Origin of the sequence: Enterobacter sp. JUb54 (assembly GCF_014298075.1) — a bacterium.
Taxonomy (GTDB): Bacteria; Pseudomonadota; Gammaproteobacteria; order Enterobacterales; family Enterobacteriaceae; genus Klebsiella; species Klebsiella lignicola.
The window spans coordinates 3,710,276-3,727,594 of record NZ_CP060418.1 but is presented as its reverse complement, the minus strand read 5'-3'; the positions used below and the strand labels follow the sequence as shown (position 1 = coordinate 3,727,594).

The window sequence follows — 17,319 nt, the reverse complement described above, 5'->3', positions numbered from 1 at the left end:
TCAGCCTCCGGCGATGACCTGAAAAAGCAGGACCCGATCGCCTTCCTGCAGAAGATGATGTTCCCACCGCTCGCGCGGCAGGACCTGTTGATTGAGCGCCAGCGCGATGCCCGCCTGCTGCTGTTCTAACTGAATGAGCAGGGCGGCGACGGTGATGGCTTCGATGCACTGCATCGGCCGATCGTTAAACCAGATCTGCATGCTGCCCTCCACAGACCGGGCAACTTTGCGCGCGCTGGAGCGTCAGGTTGCGCCAGTGGCTGGTGCGGGCATCGAACAAGCGCAGGGTGTTGCGCGGCGTCGCCATACCGGAAAGCAAGGTGATGGCCTCCAGCGCCTGAAGCGTGCCCATCATGCCGACTACCGGCCCGATAATCCCCGCCGTTCGGCAGTTACGTTCGGGTTCGGTGCTGTCCGGCCACAGGCAGCGGTAGCAGCCCTGATCCCATGGCGGCGTCAGTACCATCAGTTGACCGCCCAGGCCAACGGCGCTGGCGGTGATCAGCGGAGTCGCCTGCGCGACACAGGCGGCATTGATGGCCTGGCGGGTCGCCATGTTATCGGTGCAGTCCAGTACCACATCCGCTTTGGCGACCTCCTGGCGCAAGGCTTCGCCGGCCAGGCGTTGCTGCAACGTGACGATCTCAACCTGTGGATTGAGCCGGGTCAGGCGCTGCCGGGCGGCGGTGGTTTTCGGTTGGGCAATGTCATCGCTGGTGAAGAGAATTTGCCGCTGCAGATTGCTGACGTGCACCTCATCATCGTCGGCGATAACCAACGTACCAATGCCCGCACCGGCCAGATACAGGGCGGCAGGCGAACCCAGTCCGCCGAGCCCCACAATCAGCACCCGGCTGGCCAGCAGCTTCTGTTGACCTTCGATGGCGATATCTTCCAGCATCAGCTGGCGGCTGTAGCGCATAAAATCGCTGTCATTCATCGCCTGCTCCCGCCATGTCCAGCAGCTGCGCGGTGGCCTGCTGCCAGTCCGCCGCCTGGGTAATGGCGCTGACCACCGCTATGCTGCCGACGCCGGTTTCCAGTACCTGTGGCGCCCGCGCCAGGCTAATACCGCCGATCGCGACCGTCGGGTAATCGGCCAGCCGCTGGATATGGCGGGCGAGCTGCTCCAGACCCTGCGGGGCGGAAGGCATCTGCTTGGTTTGCGTGGGGAAGACGTGACCCAGGGCGATATAGGAAGGACGAGCCGCCAGTGCAACGTCGATCTCCATATCATCATGAGTCGACACGCCGAGACGCAGGCCGGCATGACGAATGGCGTTCAGGTCCGTCGTCTCCAGGTCCTCCTGCCCTAAATGCACGCCGTAAGCCTGATGTTTAACCGCCAGCTGCCAGTAGTCGTTGATAAACAGCCGGGCGTGGTATTGACGCCCGAGCGCGATCGCGGCGATGACATCGGCTTCTACCTCGCTATCGCGCTTATCTTTGATGCGCAGCTGAAGGGTACGTACACCTGCGTGCAGCAGGCGTTCGATCCAGACCACGCTATCGACGACCGGGTAGAGGCCTAAACGGAACGGGACGGACGGAAAATCGGGTTGATACATCAGGCTTGCTCCTTACGTAAATAGATCTCACCGCCGCGAGCGCGGAAGTCCTGCGACTTATCGGCCATTCCGCTTTCGATATTCTGGCGGGCGGCATAGTCCCGCACTTCCTGGGTGATTTTCATTGAACAGAATTTGGGCCCGCACATGGAGCAGAAATGGGCGACTTTGCCGGATTCCTGCGGTAGCGTTTCGTCGTGATAAGCGCGGGCGGTGAACGGATCGAGGGCGAGGTTGAACTGGTCTTCCCAGCGGAATTCAAAACGGGCTTTGGACATGGCGTTATCACGGATCTGCGCGCCGGGATGGCCTTTCGCCAGATCCGCCGCGTGGGCCGCAATTTTGTAGGTGATCAGCCCCTGTTTCACATCTTCCTTATTCGGCAGGCCGAGGTGCTCTTTCGGCGTGACGTAGCAGAGCATCGCGCAGCCAAACCAGCCGATCATCGCCGCGCCGATGCCGGAGGTGAAGTGGTCATAGCCCGGGGCGATATCGGTGGTCAGCGGCCCCAGCGTGTAGAACGGCGCTTCGTGGCAGTGCTCGAGTTCCTCGGTCATATTGCGGCGGATCATCTGCATCGGCACATGGCCCGGGCCTTCAATCATCACCTGCACATCGTACTCCCAGGCGATTTTGGTCAGCTCGCCCAGAGTGTGCAGCTCGGCAAACTGCGCTTCATCGTTGGCGTCCTGAATCGAGCCGGGACGCAGGCCGTCGCCGAGGGAGAGGGAGACATCATAGGCGGCGCAAATCTCACAGATATCGCGGAAATGCTCGTAGAGGAAGTTTTCCTGATGATGCGAGAGGCACCATTTGGCCATGATAGAGCCGCCACGGGAGACAATGCCGGTCAGGCGTCTGGCGGTCATTGGCACGTAGCGCAGCAGGACGCCGGCATGGATGGTGAAATAGTCGACGCCCTGTTCCGCCTGCTCCAGCAAGGTGTCGCGAAAAGCTTCCCAGGTGAGGTTCTCGGCGATCCCGTTGACCTTCTCCAGCGCCTGGTAAATCGGTACGGTGCCGATGGGGACCGGGCTGTTACGTAGGATCCATTCACGGGTTTCGTGGATATACCGCCCGGTGGACAAATCCATCACCGTATCGGCGCCCCAGCGCGTTGACCACACCAGCTTTTCTACCTCTTCTTCGATGGAGGAGGTGACCGCCGAGTTGCCGATGTTGGCGTTGACCTTCACCAGAAAGTTGCGGCCGATAATCATCGGCTCAGATTCCGGGTGGTTGATGTTGGCAGGGATGATGGCCCGCCCGGCGGCGACCTCATCGCGGACGAATTCCGCGGTGATATTGTCCGGCAGCCGGGCGCCGAAACTTTCCCCCGGATGCTGGTGGCGCAATACCTCTGCGCGAATGCGCTCCCGGCCCATGTTTTCGCGGATGGCGATGAACGCCATTTCAGGCGTCACGATCCCCTGACGGGCATAGTGGAGCTGGGTGACGCATTTGCCTGGCTTCGCGCGCCGCGGCGTCAGCTGGCCACGAAAGCGCAGCGTATCAAGATCGTCATCGGCGAGACGCGCCTTGGTATACAGGGAGCTACGTTCCTGCAGCGGTTCGCTGTCATCGCGTGCATTAATCCACGGCTGGCGCAGCGTTGACAGTCCCTGGCGCACATCGATCGCCACGTCGGGGTCGCCATAAGGGCCGGAGGTGTCGTACACCGGGATCGCTTCGTTTTGTTCGTACTGCGGCTGGGCTTTATCACCGCCAATTAAGGTGGGACTGAGCTGGATTTCCCGCATCGGCACGCGGATATCCGCCTGCTGGCCCTGAATGTAGATGCGTTGGGAGCGGGGAAAGGCGGTTCCTTCCAGGGTATGGATAAAATGCTGGGCGCGTTCGCGCTGTTCCCGACGGGTGAGTTTTGGTTCAGACTTTGTTGCAGACATAGCGCATTCCAGATGAAAAAGGACATGGCTTGTCAGACGACGGATGGAGTAACAGAGGCGATCGGTCCTGGAGGGACGGTCGCATAGGACAGTTTACTCTTGTTCCCTTCGCAGGTATTAGCCTGATCAGGTTCCGCGGATCCCGAATTAACGGTCTCAGCCTTTTCCGCTTCATCCTTCGTGCTGCCTTGAGGCATCACGAATGCTGTTGTGGAAAATGGGCACTCCGACAAGATACATCCCCCTCCAGCGAGGGGGAACATATGTAAACTACTCGTTAACAGCGCACAACTCAAGCCGTCGGCGCGATATTGTCGCTGATGTTGTCTTTCAGGTTGTGCGATATCGCCAGCACGATCAGCTTGTCTTCCAGCGCGAATCGCGCTTCCAGCGCTTCGCCGATATCGGACAGCGCCTGCTGAAATTCGAGATAGTTATCGTGATCGATGGCGTTTTCAAGGCAGGAGTCGTAGCAATCCATAATCAGCTGGGTGTTGGCTTCCAGCTGCGGATAGAGTTTGGTGGCAGCCAAAAGTGGCGTATTGCCTTCCATTTCGCCAAGAATACGTTCATAAATATTAAAATGGCCGGAGGAGAGGTAATCCACCAGGCTTTGGCAAAAATTATCCAGCGCCTTTTCGTTCAGTCGCATAAAGGATTCTTTGCCGGGCTTCAGGCCAACCAGCTTGTAGTAAGCCACGAGCAAATGCTTACGTACATGTAGCCAGCGATCGACCAGTTTATTACTGCCTCCAACACGTTCCGTTAGGTTTTCCAGCTGGTTTAACATGGTTGACTCCGCAAGTTTAAGAAAATAACGTTGCTCACCAAAATGTAAATATAATGTTAAAAGTGCCAGTAAAACGAAGGTAGTGCAATAGATATGGATCGTATTATTGAAAAATTAGATCGCGGCTGGTGGATCGTCAGTCACGAACAAAAATTATGGTTACCCGGCGGGGAATTACCACATGGCGAAGCGGTAAATTTTAATCTTGTCGGCCAGCACGCGCTGCATATCGGTGAATGGCAAGGTGATGCGGTGTGGATGGTGCGCCAGGATCGTCGGCAGGATATGGGATCGTTACGCCAGGTGCTGGATAGCGATCCGGGGCTGTTTCAGCTGGCGGGGCGCGGCATCCAGCTAAGCGAGTTTTATCGCTCGCATAAATTCTGCGGCTACTGCGGCCACCCGATGCACCCGAGCAAAACCGAATGGGCGATGCTGTGCGGCCACTGCCGCGAGCGCTACTACCCGCAAATTGCCCCGTGCATGATCGTGGCGATCCGTCGGGACGATACGATCCTGCTGGCGCAGCATACCCGCCATCGTAACGGCGTACACACGGTGCTGGCCGGGTTTGTCGAAGTGGGGGAGACCCTGGAACAGGCGGTGGCCCGCGAAGTGATGGAAGAGTGCGGCCTGAAGGTGAAAAACCTGCGCTATGTGACCTCCCAGCCGTGGCCGTTCCCCCAGTCGCTGATGACCGCGTTTATGGCGGAGTATGATAGCGGCGACATTGTGATCGACAAAAAAGAGCTGCTGCAGGCAGGCTGGTATCGTTACGACGATTTACCGCTGTTGCCGCCGCCGGGTACCGTGGCGCGCCGGCTGATAGAAGATACCGTGGCACTGTGTCGGGCAGAGGCGGAGTGACGTGTTACACTGGCGTAAAATGGGATCAGGATGAATAACATGACCGAACTAAAAAACGATCGTTACCTGCGAGCGCTGCTACGCCAGCCTGTGGACGTGACCCCTGTCTGGATGATGCGCCAGGCTGGCCGCTATTTACCGGAGTACAAAGCCACTCGCGCGCAAGCGGGCGACTTTATGTCGCTATGTAAAAACGCCGAACTTGCCTGTGAAGTCACGCTGCAGCCACTGCGTCGCTACGCGCTGGATGCGGCGATCCTCTTCTCGGACATCCTGACCATCCCGGATGCGATGGGGCTTGGGCTGTACTTCGAAACTGGCGAAGGTCCACGTTTCACCTCGACCATCACCTGCAAAGCCGATGTCGATAAACTGCCGGTACCCGATCCGGAAGATGAACTCGGCTACGTCATGAATGCCGTGCGTACCATTCGTCGTGCGCTCAACGGCGATGTTCCGCTGATTGGCTTCTCCGGTAGCCCGTGGACGCTGGCGACCTATATGGTGGAAGGCGGAAGCAGCAAAGCCTTCACCGTGATCAAAAAAATGATGTATGCCGATCCGCAGGCGCTGCATGCCCTGCTCGATAAGCTGGCAAAAAGCGTCACGCTGTATCTGAACGCCCAGATTAAAGCCGGCGCGCAGTCGGTGATGATTTTCGATACCTGGGGCGGGGTGCTGACCGGTCGTGATTATCAGCAGTTCTCGCTCTACTACATGCACAAAATCGTGGATGGTCTGCTGCGTGAACATGAAGGCCGCCGCGTGCCGGTCACGCTGTTCACTAAAGGTGGCGGGCAGTGGCTGGAAGCAATGGCGGAGACCGGCTGCGATGCGCTGGGCCTCGACTGGACGACCGATATTGCCGATGCCCGGCGTCGGGTCGGCCATAAAGTGGCGCTGCAGGGCAATATGGACCCTTCTATGCTCTACGCGCCTGCGGGCCGTATTGAAGAAGAAGTCGGGTCGATTCTTGCTGGCTTTGGTCAGGGCGAAGGTCATGTCTTCAACCTCGGGCACGGCATTCATCAGGATGTGGATCCTGAGCATGCCGGCGTGTTTGTCGAGGCAGTGCACCGACTCTCGGCGCAATATCACCGCTAAGGTATGGCGATGGATCTGACGTCTCTTCGTGCCAGCCAGCAGACGCTTGCCGGTTCGGTTATCCGTGAGGATCTCTGGGATCCGGATGCTTGCGGGCTGATCGGTGGCGCGGACGTCGGTTTTGAGCAAGACGGCGCAGTGACGCGGGCGGCCATGGTGCTGCTCGCCTACCCATCGCTGGAGCTGGTGGAATATCAGGTGGCGCGGGTGGCGACCACCATGCCGTACATTCCCGGTTTTCTCTCCTTTCGTGAAACCCCCGCGCTGCTGGCGGCGTGGCAACAGCTGTCACAAAAGCCGGGTCTGTTATTTGTCGACGGTCACGGCATTTCCCATCCACGGCGGCTGGGCGTCGCCAGCCATTTTGGCCTGCTGGTGGATGTACCGACTATTGGCGTGGCGAAAAAGCGTTTGTGTGGGCAGTTTACGCTGCCCGACGACGAGGTGGGGGCGCTGGCGCCGTTGATGGACAAAAGCGAACAACTGGCGTGGGTCTGGCGCAGTAAAGCGCGCTGTAATCCACTCTTTATCAGCTCCGGCCATCGCGTCTCCCTCGATAGCGCGCTGACATGGGTTCAGCGTTGTATGCAGGGCTACCGTCTGCCAGAGCCAACGCGCTGGGCGGATGCGGTTGCTTCACGGCGTCCGGCGTTTGTGCGTTGGCAAGCAAATCACGGCTGATTCAGGTACACTGCGGCTAATTTCTGACTTCGAGAATTCATCATGTTACAAAACCCGATTCATCTGCGTCTGGAGAAGCTTGAAAGCTGGCAGCACGTCACCTTTATGGCTTGCCTGTGCGAGCGCATGTACCCCAATTACGCCATGTTCTGCCAGCAAACTGAGTTTGCCGATGGTCAGCTGTATCGCCGTATTCTCGATCTGATTTGGGAAACCCTGACGGTCAAAGATGCGAAGGTGAATTTTGACAGCCAGCTCGAAAAGCTGGAGGAAGCCATTCCGGCAGCCGACGATTACGATCTGTATGGTGTTTATCCTGCCATCGACGCCTGTGTTGCATTGAGCGAACTGATCCACTCGCGCCTGAGCGGAGAAACGCTTGAGCACGCAATTGAGGTGAGCAAGAGTTCCATCACGACAGTGGCAATGCTGGAAATGACCCAGGCTGGTCGCGAAATGACCGATGAAGAGCTCAAAGAAAACCCAGCGGTAGAGCAGGAATGGGATATTCAGTGGGAGATTTTCCGTCTGCTGGCCGAGTGTGAAGAGCGCGACATTGAACTGATCAAAGGACTGCGCGCAGACCTCCGCGAGGCCGGCGAGAGCAATATTGGTATAAATTTTAAGCAGTGAGACCAGAAAACGTGATTTACCGCCTGAATTGTCGCGTCTGAAGGCTTCCATTCCGCCCCCCGTCTGGTCTACATTTGGAGGGCGAAAAAAAGTGGCTATCGGTGCGTGTATGCAGGAGAGTGCTTTTCAGGCATTTCCGTCGCACTCGGTGCTTAGCAAGCGATAAACACATTGTAAGGATAACTTATGAACAAGACTCAACTGATTGATGTAATTGCGGACAAAGCTGACCTGTCCAAAGCACAGGCAAAAGCTGCCCTGGAATCTACCCTGGCTGCAATTACTGAGTCTCTGAAAGAAGGTGATGCTGTTCAACTGGTTGGTTTCGGTACCTTCAAAGTGAACCACCGCGCTGAGCGTACTGGCCGCAACCCGCAGACCGGTAACGAAATCAAAATTGCCGCTGCTAACGTGCCGGCGTTTGTTTCTGGTAAAGCTCTGAAAGACGCAGTCAAGTAAGACCGCGTGGCAGTGTACAGTTTTAACGAAGGGGCCTTACCGCCCCTTTTGTCTATCTGGCGCCGTGTCGCGGTGCTGGTGGGTACACTGCTGCTCTCTGCTTGTAGTAGTAATTCCTCTGTGCCGCCATTTACCGCCAGTGGCTATGCGGATAACCAGGGCGCGATGCGCATCTGGCGTCTGGATTCCAACGGCGAAGTGCATCTTCTTGCCGCCTTCAGTCCGTGGCGTCACGGCAATACCTCAACCAGCGAATACCGCTGGCAGGGTGACAAACTCAGGCTGATCGAACTCAACGTTTACGGCAAACCCTCGGAACATATTCGCGCCCGCTTTGATGACCAGGGCGAGCTGAGCTTTATGCAGCGTGAAGTGGATGGGCAGAAACAGCAGCTCTCCAGCGATCAGGTTGCGCTTTACCGCTATCGGGCGACGCAGATTCGCCAGACCAGCGATGCATTACGCCAGGGGCGTGTTGTCCTGCGTCAGGGGCGTTGGCATGCCAACCGGACGGTAACGACCTGCGAAGGGCAAACCGTGAAGCCGGAGCTGGACGCGCGGGCACTGGCCTTTATTGAACGTCGCCAGAGTCATTCTTCTGTCGAAGTGAGCGTAGCGTGGCTCGAAGCCTCGGATGGTGCTCAGCTGCTGCTGGTGGCCAACGAAGACTTCTGTACCTGGCAACCGCAGGAAAAAACCTTCTGACGCTCGTCAGAACGTATGCCAGTTATACCTTCTCAGTTCCTCTCTCTGTCTTTCCCGACACCGCCTTATCCATAACCCACGGCACGATGCCGGGCTTTCGCGTCCGTTGATGATAAAAAAACGGGCGGCTTCAATGCTGAAGCCGCCCGTCGATAAGGCGATATTGAGATGACGCTCAGGCGTTAGCGCTGCTCGCGGGCGATTGCGCGCCAGCCGATATCGTCGCGGCTGAAGCTGCCGTCCCAATGAATGCCGGTGAGGAGCTCATAAGCGCGCTGCTGTGCCTGGGCAACGGTATCACCCAGCGCCGTTACGCACAGGACGCGACCGCCCTGGGTGACAACACGCTGGTCGTCGGTCAGCTTTGTGCCGGCATGGAACACTTTGCCGTCTGCCGCATCGCTCTGCGGCAGGCCAAAGATCTCATCGCCGGTGCTGTAGTTACCCGGGTAACCGCCGGCAGCAACCACCACGCCCAGTGAGGCGCGCTCGTCCCATTCGGAGGTTTTCTCGTCCAGTTTGCCATCGCAGGCCGCAAGACACAGATCCACCAGATCGGATTTCATGCGCAGCATGATCGGCTGCGTTTCCGGATCGCCGAAGCGGCAGTTGAACTCGATAACCTTAGGATTACCCTGCTTGTCGATCATCAGACCGGCGTAGAGGAAACCGGTATAGGTATTGCCTTCCGCCGCCATCCCTTTGACCGTTGGCCAGATAATACGATCCATCGTGCGCTGATGAACGTCATCCGTCACGACCGGGGCAGGTGAGTAGGCGCCCATGCCGCCGGTGTTCGGGCCGGTATCGCCGTTGCCTACGCGCTTGTGGTCCTGGCTGGTGGCCATCGGCAGGACGTGCTCGCCGTCGACCATGACGATAAAGCTGGCTTCTTCACCATCAAGAAACTCTTCGATCACGATACGGTGGCCCGCGTCGCCGAAGGCGTTACCTGCCAGCATATCCTGAACCGCGTCTTCCGCTTCTTTGAGCGTCATCGCAACGATAACGCCTTTACCGGCAGCCAGACCGTCCGCTTTGATGACGATCGGTGCGCCTTTCTCACGCAGGTAGGCCAGCGCAGGCTCGACGTCGGTGAAGTTCTGATATTCCGCGGTTGGGATGTTATGACGCGCGAGGAAATCTTTGGTGAACGCTTTAGAGCCTTCCAGCTGGGCAGCGCCTTCGGTCGGTCCGAAGATTTTCAGGCCAGCCGCACGGAAGGCATCGACCACGCCAATCACCAGCGGCGCTTCCGGGCCGACGATGGTCAGGTCGATCTTTTCGCGCTGGGCAAAGCTCAGTAATGCCGGAATATCGGTCACGCCGATATTCACGTTCTGCAGCGCAGGCTCCAGCGCGGTACCGGCGTTACCCGGCGCGACATACACGGTGTCCACCAACGGAGACTGTGCGGCTTTCCATCCCAGCGCGTGCTCGCGCCCGCCGTTACCAATCACTAATACTTTCATGTTCTGCTCCGTGAATTAATGGCGGAAGTGACGCATGTCGGTGAAGATCATCGCGATGCCGTGTTCGTCGGCAGCGGCAATGACTTCTTCGTCGCGAATGGAGCCGCCCGGTTGAATCACGCAGGTGACGCCCACTGCGGCAGCCGCATCGATACCATCACGGAACGGGAAGAAGGCATCGGAGGCCATCGCTGAGCCTTTAACTTCCAGACCTTCGTCACCGGCTTTAATGCCAGCAATTTTAGCGGAGTAGACGCGGCTCATCTGGCCCGCGCCAATGCCGATGGTCATGTTCTCTTTGGCATACACAATGGCGTTGGATTTCACGAACTTCGCCACTTTCCAGCAGAACAGCGCATCACGCAGCTCTTGTGCGTCTGGCTGACGTTTGGTGACCACGCGCAGATCATCAGCGGTGACCATGCCCAGATCGCGATCCTGTACCAGCAGCCCACCGTTAACACGTTTGAAATCGAGGCCCGGCACGCGTGCAGCCCATTCGCCGCAGATCAGCACGCGGACGTTCTGCTTCGCTGCCGTAATTTTCAGCGCAGCTTCACTGGCAGATGGGGCGATGATCACTTCGACGAACTGGCGAGAGATGATGGCCTGTGCGGTTTCGGCATCCAGCTCGCGGTTGAAGGCGATAATGCCGCCGAAGGCTGAGGTTGGGTCAGTTTTGTAGGCGCGATCGTAAGCATCCAGAACAGTGTCGCTCACTGCGACGCCGCATGGGTTGGCGTGCTTAACGATGACGCAGGCCGGTTCACTGAACTCTTTCACGCACTCCAGTGCCGCATCGGTATCGGCAATGTTGTTATAAGAGAGGGCTTTGCCCTGCACCTGCTGCGCGGTGGCGACGGAGGCTTCTTTAATGCTTTCTTCTATATAGAAGGCTGCCTGCTGGTGGCTGTTCTCACCGTAACGCATATCCTGCTTCTTAATGAAGTTCAGATTCAGCGTGCGTGGGAAACGGCCGGATGCTTCCTGCGTCTCACCATGATAGGCCGGAACCATGCTGCCAAAGTAGTTGGCGATCATGCTGTCATAGGCGGCGGTGTGTTCGAAAGCTTTAATGGCGAGGTCGAAGCGGGTAGCCAGGGTCAGGGAGCTGTCGTTGGCGTCCATCTCTTTAATAATGGCGTCGTAGTCACTGCTCTTTACCACGATAGCGACGTCTTTATGGTTCTTGGCCGCGGAGCGCACCATGGTCGGGCCGCCGATATCGATATTTTCGACCGCATCTTCCAGCGAGCAACCTTCACGTGCGACGGTTTCCGCAAACGGGTAAAGGTTAACAACCACCATATCAATAGGAGAGATGGCGTGCTGCGCCATGATCTCATCATCCTGGCCGCGACGGCCGAGGATGCCGCCATGCACTTTTGGATGCAGGGTCTTAACACGTCCATCCATCATTTCCGGGAAACCGGTGTAGTCAGAGACTTCGGTTACCGGCAGACCTTTATCAGCCAGCAGGCGTGCGGTACCACCCGTAGACAGTAGCTCAACACCACGAGCGGAAAGCGCCTGCGCGAATTCGACGATACCGGCCTTGTCAGAAACACTGAGCAGGGCGCGGCGGACTGGACGACGTTGTTGCATGGTATTAAATCCCCAGGATTTGAACATTACAGAGAGCGTTAGGTGAGTTTTTGTCTAAAAACTCACCTAACGCACCCAACCGGGCATCCGTGTTATTGCGCGGCATTGTAACGAAAACGTTTGCGCAACGCTCGCGAATTTTGATCTTTCTCTTTTACACCGCGATCTCTTCTATATAGAAAGGCATTTTGCCGACCTTTGTCAGGGGGAGATGGCCTGTGTCTGTGGATAATTCTGTGTGTAACAGGGTATAAAGCGGGGTTTTGCTGGGGAATGCAGCAGTCAGTCATTTTTCTGCAATTTTTCTATTGCGGGCGCTCGAGAACTCCCTATAATGCGCCTCCATCGACACGGAACAACGGCAAACAAGCCGCCGGGTTGAAAGAGAAAACTTCTGAAAATGAGGTTGACTCTGAAAGAGGAAAGCGTAATATACGCCACCTCGCGACAGAGCGCTAAGCGCCGTCGCACTGCTCTTTAACAATTTATCAGACAATCTGTGTGGGCACTCAAAGTGACATGGATTCTTAACGTCCTCGGACGAAAAATGAATACCAAGTCTCAGTGAGTGAACATACGTAATTCATTACGAAGTTCTTTTCTTTAGAAATAAAGAAACACGAGCGTCAAACTTAAATTGAAGAGTTTGATCATGGCTCAGATTGAACGCTGGCGGCAGGCCTAACACATGCAAGTCGAGCGGTAGCACAGAGAGCTTGCTCTCGGGTGACGAGCGGCGGACGGGTGAGTAATGTCTGGGAAACTGCCTGATGGAGGGGGATAACTACTGGAAACGGTAGCTAATACCGCATAACGTCGCAAGACCAAAGTGGGGGACCTTCGGGCCTCATGCCATCAGATGTGCCCAGATGGGATTAGCTAGTAGGTGGGGTAATGGCTCACCTAGGCGACGATCCCTAGCTGGTCTGAGAGGATGACCAGCCACACTGGAACTGAGACACGGTCCAGACTCCTACGGGAGGCAGCAGTGGGGAATATTGCACAATGGGCGCAAGCCTGATGCAGCCATGCCGCGTGTATGAAGAAGGCCTTCGGGTTGTAAAGTACTTTCAGCGAGGAGGAAGGCATTAAGGTTAATAACCTTAGTGATTGACGTTACTCGCAGAAGAAGCACCGGCTAACTCCGTGCCAGCAGCCGCGGTAATACGGAGGGTGCAAGCGTTAATCGGAATTACTGGGCGTAAAGCGCACGCAGGCGGTCTGTTAAGTCAGATGTGAAATCCCCGGGCTCAACCTGGGAACTGCATTTGAAACTGGCAGGCTTGAGTCTTGTAGAGGGGGGTAGAATTCCAGGTGTAGCGGTGAAATGCGTAGAGATCTGGAGGAATACCGGTGGCGAAGGCGGCCCCCTGGACAAAGACTGACGCTCAGGTGCGAAAGCGTGGGGAGCAAACAGGATTAGATACCCTGGTAGTCCACGCTGTAAACGATGTCGACTTGGAGGTTGTTCCCTTGAGGAGTGGCTTCCGGAGCTAACGCGTTAAGTCGACCGCCTGGGGAGTACGGCCGCAAGGTTAAAACTCAAATGAATTGACGGGGGCCCGCACAAGCGGTGGAGCATGTGGTTTAATTCGATGCAACGCGAAGAACCTTACCTACTCTTGACATCCAGAGAACTTAGCAGAGATGCTTTGGTGCCTTCGGGAACTCTGAGACAGGTGCTGCATGGCTGTCGTCAGCTCGTGTTGTGAAATGTTGGGTTAAGTCCCGCAACGAGCGCAACCCTTATCCTTTGTTGCCAGCGGTTCGGCCGGGAACTCAAAGGAGACTGCCAGTGATAAACTGGAGGAAGGTGGGGATGACGTCAAGTCATCATGGCCCTTACGAGTAGGGCTACACACGTGCTACAATGGCATATACAAAGAGAAGCGACCTCGCGAGAGCAAGCGGACCTCATAAAGTATGTCGTAGTCCGGATTGGAGTCTGCAACTCGACTCCATGAAGTCGGAATCGCTAGTAATCGTAGATCAGAATGCTACGGTGAATACGTTCCCGGGCCTTGTACACACCGCCCGTCACACCATGGGAGTGGGTTGCAAAAGAAGTAGGTAGCTTAACCTTCGGGAGGGCGCTTACCACTTTGTGATTCATGACTGGGGTGAAGTCGTAACAAGGTAACCGTAGGGGAACCTGCGGTTGGATCACCTCCTTACCTGAAGAACCTGCCTTTGTAGTGTCCACACAGATTGTCTGATGAAAAGTAAATAGCAAGGCGTCTTGCGATTGAGACTTCAGTGTCCCCTTCGTCTAGAGGCCCAGGACACCGCCCTTTCACGGCGGTAACAGGGGTTCGAATCCCCTAGGGGACGCCACTTGCTGGTTTGTGAGTGAAAGTCGCCGACCTCAATATCTCAAAACTGGTTCTCCGGAATCACGTTTGAGATATTTGCTCTTTAAAAATCTGGATCAAGCTGAAAATTGAAACGACACACTGTTTCCTTTCTCCGTAATAAGAAAGGAAAAATGGTGTGTTCGAGTCTCTCAAATTTTCGCAATGCGGACTGTTTTACGAAACAGCTTCGGGTTGTGAGGTTAAGCGACTAAGCGTACACGGTGGATGCCCTGGCAGTCAGAGGCGATGAAGGACGTGCTAATCTGCGATAAGCGTCGGTAAGGTGATATGAACCGTTATAACCGGCGATTTCCGAATGGGGAAACCCAGTGTGTTTCGACACACTATCGTTAAGTGAATACATAGCTTAACGAAGCGAACCGGGGGAACTGAAACATCTAAGTACCCCGAGGAAAAGAAATCAACCGAGATTCCCCCAGTAGCGGCGAGCGAACGGGGAGGAGCCCAGAGTCTGAATCAGCGCGTGTGTTAGTGGAACGGTCTGGAAAGTCCGGCGGTACAGGGTGATAGCCCCGTACACTAAAATGCACACGTTGTGAACTCGAAGAGTAGGGCGGGACACGTGGTATCCTGTCTGAATATGGGGGGACCATCCTCCAAGGCTAAATACTCCTGACTGACCGATAGTGAACCAGTACCGTGAGGGAAAGGCGAAAAGAACCCCGGCGAGGGGAGTGAAAAAGAACCTGAAACCGTGTACGTACAAGCAGTGGGAGCCTACTTGTTAGGTGACTGCGTACCTTTTGTATAATGGGTCAGCGACTTATATTCTGTAGCAAGGTTAACCGTATAGGGGAGCCGCAGGGAAACCGAGTCTTAACTGGGCGTTAAGTTGCAGGGTATAGACCCGAAACCCGGTGATCTAGCCATGGGCAGGTTGAAGGTTGGGTAACACTAACTGGAGGACCGAACCGACTAATGTTGAAAAATTAGCGGATGACTTGTGGCTGGGGGTGAAAGGCCAATCAAACCGGGAGATAGCTGGTTCTCCCCGAAAGCTATTTAGGTAGCGCCTCGTGAACTCATCTTCGGGGGTAGAGCACTGTTTCGGCTAGGGGGTCATCCCGACTTACCAACCCGATGCAAACTACGAATACCGAAGAATGTTATCACGGGAGACACACGGCGGGTGCTAACGTCCGTCGTGAAGAGGGAAACAACCCAGACCGCCAGCTAAGGTCCCAAAGTCACAGTTAAGTGGGAAACGATGTGGGAAGGCACAGACAGCCAGGATGTTGGCTTAGAAGCAGCCATCATTTAAAGAAAGCGTAATAGCTCACTGGTCGAGTCGGCCTGCGCGGAAGATGTAACGGGGCTAAACTGTGCACCGAAGCTGCGGCAGCGACACTATGTGTTGTTGGGTAGGGGAGCGTTCTGTAAGCCGTTGAAGGTGGCCTGTGAGGGTTGCTGGAGGTATCAGAAGTGCGAATGCTGACATAAGTAACGATAAAGCGGGTGAAAAGCCCGCTCGCCGGAAGACCAAGGGTTCCTGTCCAACGTTAATCGGGGCAGGGTGAGTCGACCCCTAAGGCGAGGCCGAAAGGCGTAGTCGATGGGAAACAGGTTAATATTCCTGTACTCGGTGTTACTGCGAAGGGGGGACGGAGAAGGCTATGTTAGCCGGGCGACGGTTGTCCCGGTTTAAGCATGTAGGCGGGAAGTTTAGGTAAATCCGGACTTCTGTTAACGCTGAGGTGTGATGACGAGGCACTACGGTGCTGAAGTAACAAATGCCCTGCTTCCAGGAAAAGCCTCTAAGCATCAGGTAACATCAAATCGTACCCCAAACCGACACAGGTGGTCAGGTAGAGAATACCAAGGCGCTTGAGAGAACTCGGGTGAAGGAACTAGGCAAAATGGTGCCGTAACTTCGGGAGAAGGCACGCTGATGGTAAGTGAAGCGACTTGCTCGTGGAGCTGAAATCAGTCGAAGATACCAGCTGGCTGCAACTGTTTATTAAAAACACAGCACTGTGCAAACACGAAAGTGGACGTATACGGTGTGACGCCTGCCCGGTGCCGGAAGGTTAATTGATGGGGTTATCCGTAAGGAGAAGCTCTTGATCGAAGCCCCGGTAAACGGCGGCCGTAACTATAACGGTCCTAAGGTAGCGAAATTCCTTGTCGGGTAAGTTCCGACCTGCACGAATGGCGTAATGATGGCCAGGCTGTCTCCACCCGAGACTCAGTGAAATTGAACTCGCTGTGAAGATGCAGTGTACCCGCGGCAAGACGGAAAGACCCCGTGAACCTTTACTATAGCTTGACACTGAACATTGAGCCTTGATGTGTAGGATAGGTGGGAGGCTTTGAAGCGTGGACGCCAGTCTGCGTGGAGCCAACCTTGAAATACCACCCTTTAATGTTTGATGTTCTAACGTAGACCCGTGATCCGGGTTGCGGACAGTGTCTGGTGGGTAGTTTGACTGGGGCGGTCTCCTCCCAAAGAGTAACGGAGGAGCACGAAGGTTAGCTAATCCTGGTCGGACATCAGGAGGTTAGTGCAATGGCATAAGCTAGCTTGACTGCGAGCGTGACGGCGCGAGCAGGTGCGAAAGCAGGTCATAGTGATCCGGTGGTTCTGAATGGAAGGGCCATCGCTCAACGGATAAAAGGTACTCCGGGGATAACAGGCTGATACCGCCCAAGAGTTCATATCGACGGCGGTGTTTGGCACCTCGATGTCGGCTCATCACATCCTGGGGCTGAAGTAGGTCCCAAGGGTACGGCTGTTCGCCGTTTAAAGTGGTACGCGAGCTGGGTTTAGAACGTCGTGAGACAGTTCGGTCCCTATCTGCCGTGGGCGCTGGAGAATTGAGGGGGGCTGCTCCTAGTACGAGAGGACCGGAGTGGACGCATCACTGGTGTTCGGGTTGTCATGCCAATGGCATTGCCCGGTAGCTAAATGCGGAAAAGATAAGTGCTGAAAGCATCTAAGCACGAAACTTGCCCCGAGATGAGTTCTCCCTGACTCCTTGAGAGTCCTGAAGGAACGTTGAAGACTACGACGTTGATAGGTCGGGTGTGTAAGCGTAGCGATACGTTGAGCTAACCGATACTAATGAACCGTGAGGCTTAACCTTACAACGCCAAAGCTGTTTTGGTGATTAGAGAGAAGATTTTCAGCCTGATACAGATTAGTCAATATGTCTT

At 55.8% G+C, this 17,319-nt stretch carries 13 protein-coding genes, 1 tRNA gene, 2 rRNA genes and 1 riboswitch; of the genes, 9 read left to right on the top strand and 7 right to left on the bottom strand.

What is annotated here, in order from left to right; all coding sequences use genetic code 11:
- From thiS to rsd, 5 genes are all read right to left on the bottom strand, one after another.
- Entirely contained in the window at positions 1-201 is a 201-nt protein-coding gene (gene thiS / locus HF679_RS17165; RefSeq protein ID WP_123758159.1) for a sulfur carrier protein ThiS, read from the bottom strand.
- The gene (locus tag HF679_RS17160) at positions 185-940 is read right to left on the bottom strand and encodes a HesA/MoeB/ThiF family protein (protein ID WP_123758160.1); all 756 of its coding nucleotides are present in this window, start codon (positions 938-940) and stop codon (positions 185-187) included. Before HF679_RS17160 ends, thiS begins: the two co-directional genes overlap by 17 nt.
- Positions 933-1,568: a thiamine phosphate synthase gene (gene thiE / locus HF679_RS17155; protein WP_123758161.1), complete on the bottom strand. Its 636-nt coding sequence runs from the start codon at positions 1,566-1,568 to the stop codon at positions 933-935. The genes HF679_RS17160 and thiE overlap by 8 nt, the downstream gene beginning before the upstream one ends.
- Positions 1,568-3,475 (bottom strand): phosphomethylpyrimidine synthase ThiC, encoded by a 1,908-nt coding sequence (gene thiC, locus HF679_RS17150; RefSeq protein ID WP_154145313.1) that lies wholly within the window; start codon positions 3,473-3,475, stop codon positions 1,568-1,570. Before thiC ends, thiE begins: the two co-directional genes overlap by 1 nt.
- Before the next feature lie 86 nt (positions 3,476-3,561).
- Positions 3,562-3,714: riboswitch (TPP riboswitch) on the bottom strand.
- Positions 3,715-3,767: 53 nt separating this feature from the next.
- On the bottom strand, positions 3,768-4,265 hold the full coding sequence (gene rsd / locus HF679_RS17145) for a sigma D regulator (protein ID WP_123758163.1): 498 nt from the start codon (positions 4,263-4,265) through the stop codon (positions 3,768-3,770).
- 93 nt (positions 4,266-4,358) lie between these two features.
- On the opposite strand from rsd, the gene nudC reads away from it, so the two are divergent.
- The 6 genes from nudC to HF679_RS17115 all read left to right on the top strand — a co-directional run bounded on the left by nudC (position 4,359) and on the right by HF679_RS17115 (position 8,714).
- A complete protein-coding gene (nudC, locus tag HF679_RS17140; protein ID WP_123758164.1) occupies positions 4,359-5,132 on the top strand; it encodes an NAD(+) diphosphatase in 774 nt (257 codons plus the stop codon).
- A 39-nt stretch (positions 5,133-5,171) separates the two neighbouring features.
- A complete protein-coding gene (gene hemE / locus HF679_RS17135) occupies positions 5,172-6,236 on the top strand; it encodes a uroporphyrinogen decarboxylase (RefSeq protein ID WP_123758165.1) in 1,065 nt (354 codons plus the stop codon).
- A gap of 9 nt (positions 6,237-6,245) precedes the next feature.
- Entirely contained in the window at positions 6,246-6,917 is a 672-nt protein-coding gene (gene nfi, locus HF679_RS17130; protein WP_187042248.1) for a deoxyribonuclease V, read from the top strand.
- A gap of 42 nt (positions 6,918-6,959) precedes the next feature.
- The gene (locus HF679_RS17125) at positions 6,960-7,550 is read left to right on the top strand and encodes a YjaG family protein (RefSeq protein ID WP_123758167.1); all 591 of its coding nucleotides are present in this window, start codon (positions 6,960-6,962) and stop codon (positions 7,548-7,550) included.
- A gap of 186 nt (positions 7,551-7,736) precedes the next feature.
- Positions 7,737-8,009, top strand: coding sequence for a nucleoid-associated protein HU-alpha (gene hupA / locus HF679_RS17120; RefSeq protein ID WP_004097675.1), 273 nt, complete (start codon positions 7,737-7,739; stop codon positions 8,007-8,009).
- 12 nt (positions 8,010-8,021) lie between these two features.
- Entirely contained in the window at positions 8,022-8,714 is a 693-nt protein-coding gene (locus HF679_RS17115; protein ID WP_174510499.1) for a DUF1481 domain-containing protein, read from the top strand.
- A gap of 182 nt (positions 8,715-8,896) precedes the next feature.
- Here the strand turns inward: HF679_RS17115 and purD are convergent, their stop codons facing one another.
- Both purD and purH read right to left on the bottom strand, forming a co-directional pair.
- On the bottom strand, positions 8,897-10,186 hold the full coding sequence (purD, locus tag HF679_RS17110) for a phosphoribosylamine--glycine ligase (protein ID WP_187042247.1): 1,290 nt from the start codon (positions 10,184-10,186) through the stop codon (positions 8,897-8,899).
- Between the two features lie 15 nt (positions 10,187-10,201).
- Positions 10,202-11,791: a bifunctional phosphoribosylaminoimidazolecarboxamide formyltransferase/IMP cyclohydrolase gene (purH, locus tag HF679_RS17105; RefSeq protein ID WP_123758170.1), complete on the bottom strand. Its 1,590-nt coding sequence runs from the start codon at positions 11,789-11,791 to the stop codon at positions 10,202-10,204.
- A 634-nt stretch (positions 11,792-12,425) separates the two neighbouring features.
- Between purH and HF679_RS17100 the strand changes: the two genes are divergently transcribed.
- The 3 genes from HF679_RS17100 to HF679_RS17090 all read left to right on the top strand — a co-directional run bounded on the left by HF679_RS17100 (position 12,426) and on the right by HF679_RS17090 (position 17,249).
- Positions 12,426-13,965 (top strand): 16S ribosomal RNA (locus HF679_RS17100).
- Positions 13,966-14,049: 84 nt separating this feature from the next.
- Positions 14,050-14,125: transfer RNA gene (locus HF679_RS17095), tRNA-Glu, on the top strand.
- A 218-nt stretch (positions 14,126-14,343) separates the two neighbouring features.
- Positions 14,344-17,249 (top strand): 23S ribosomal RNA (locus HF679_RS17090).
- Together the 16S and 23S rRNA genes with 1 tRNA gene alongside form the textbook arrangement of a ribosomal RNA operon.
- The last annotated feature ends 70 nt before the right edge of the window (positions 17,250-17,319 follow it).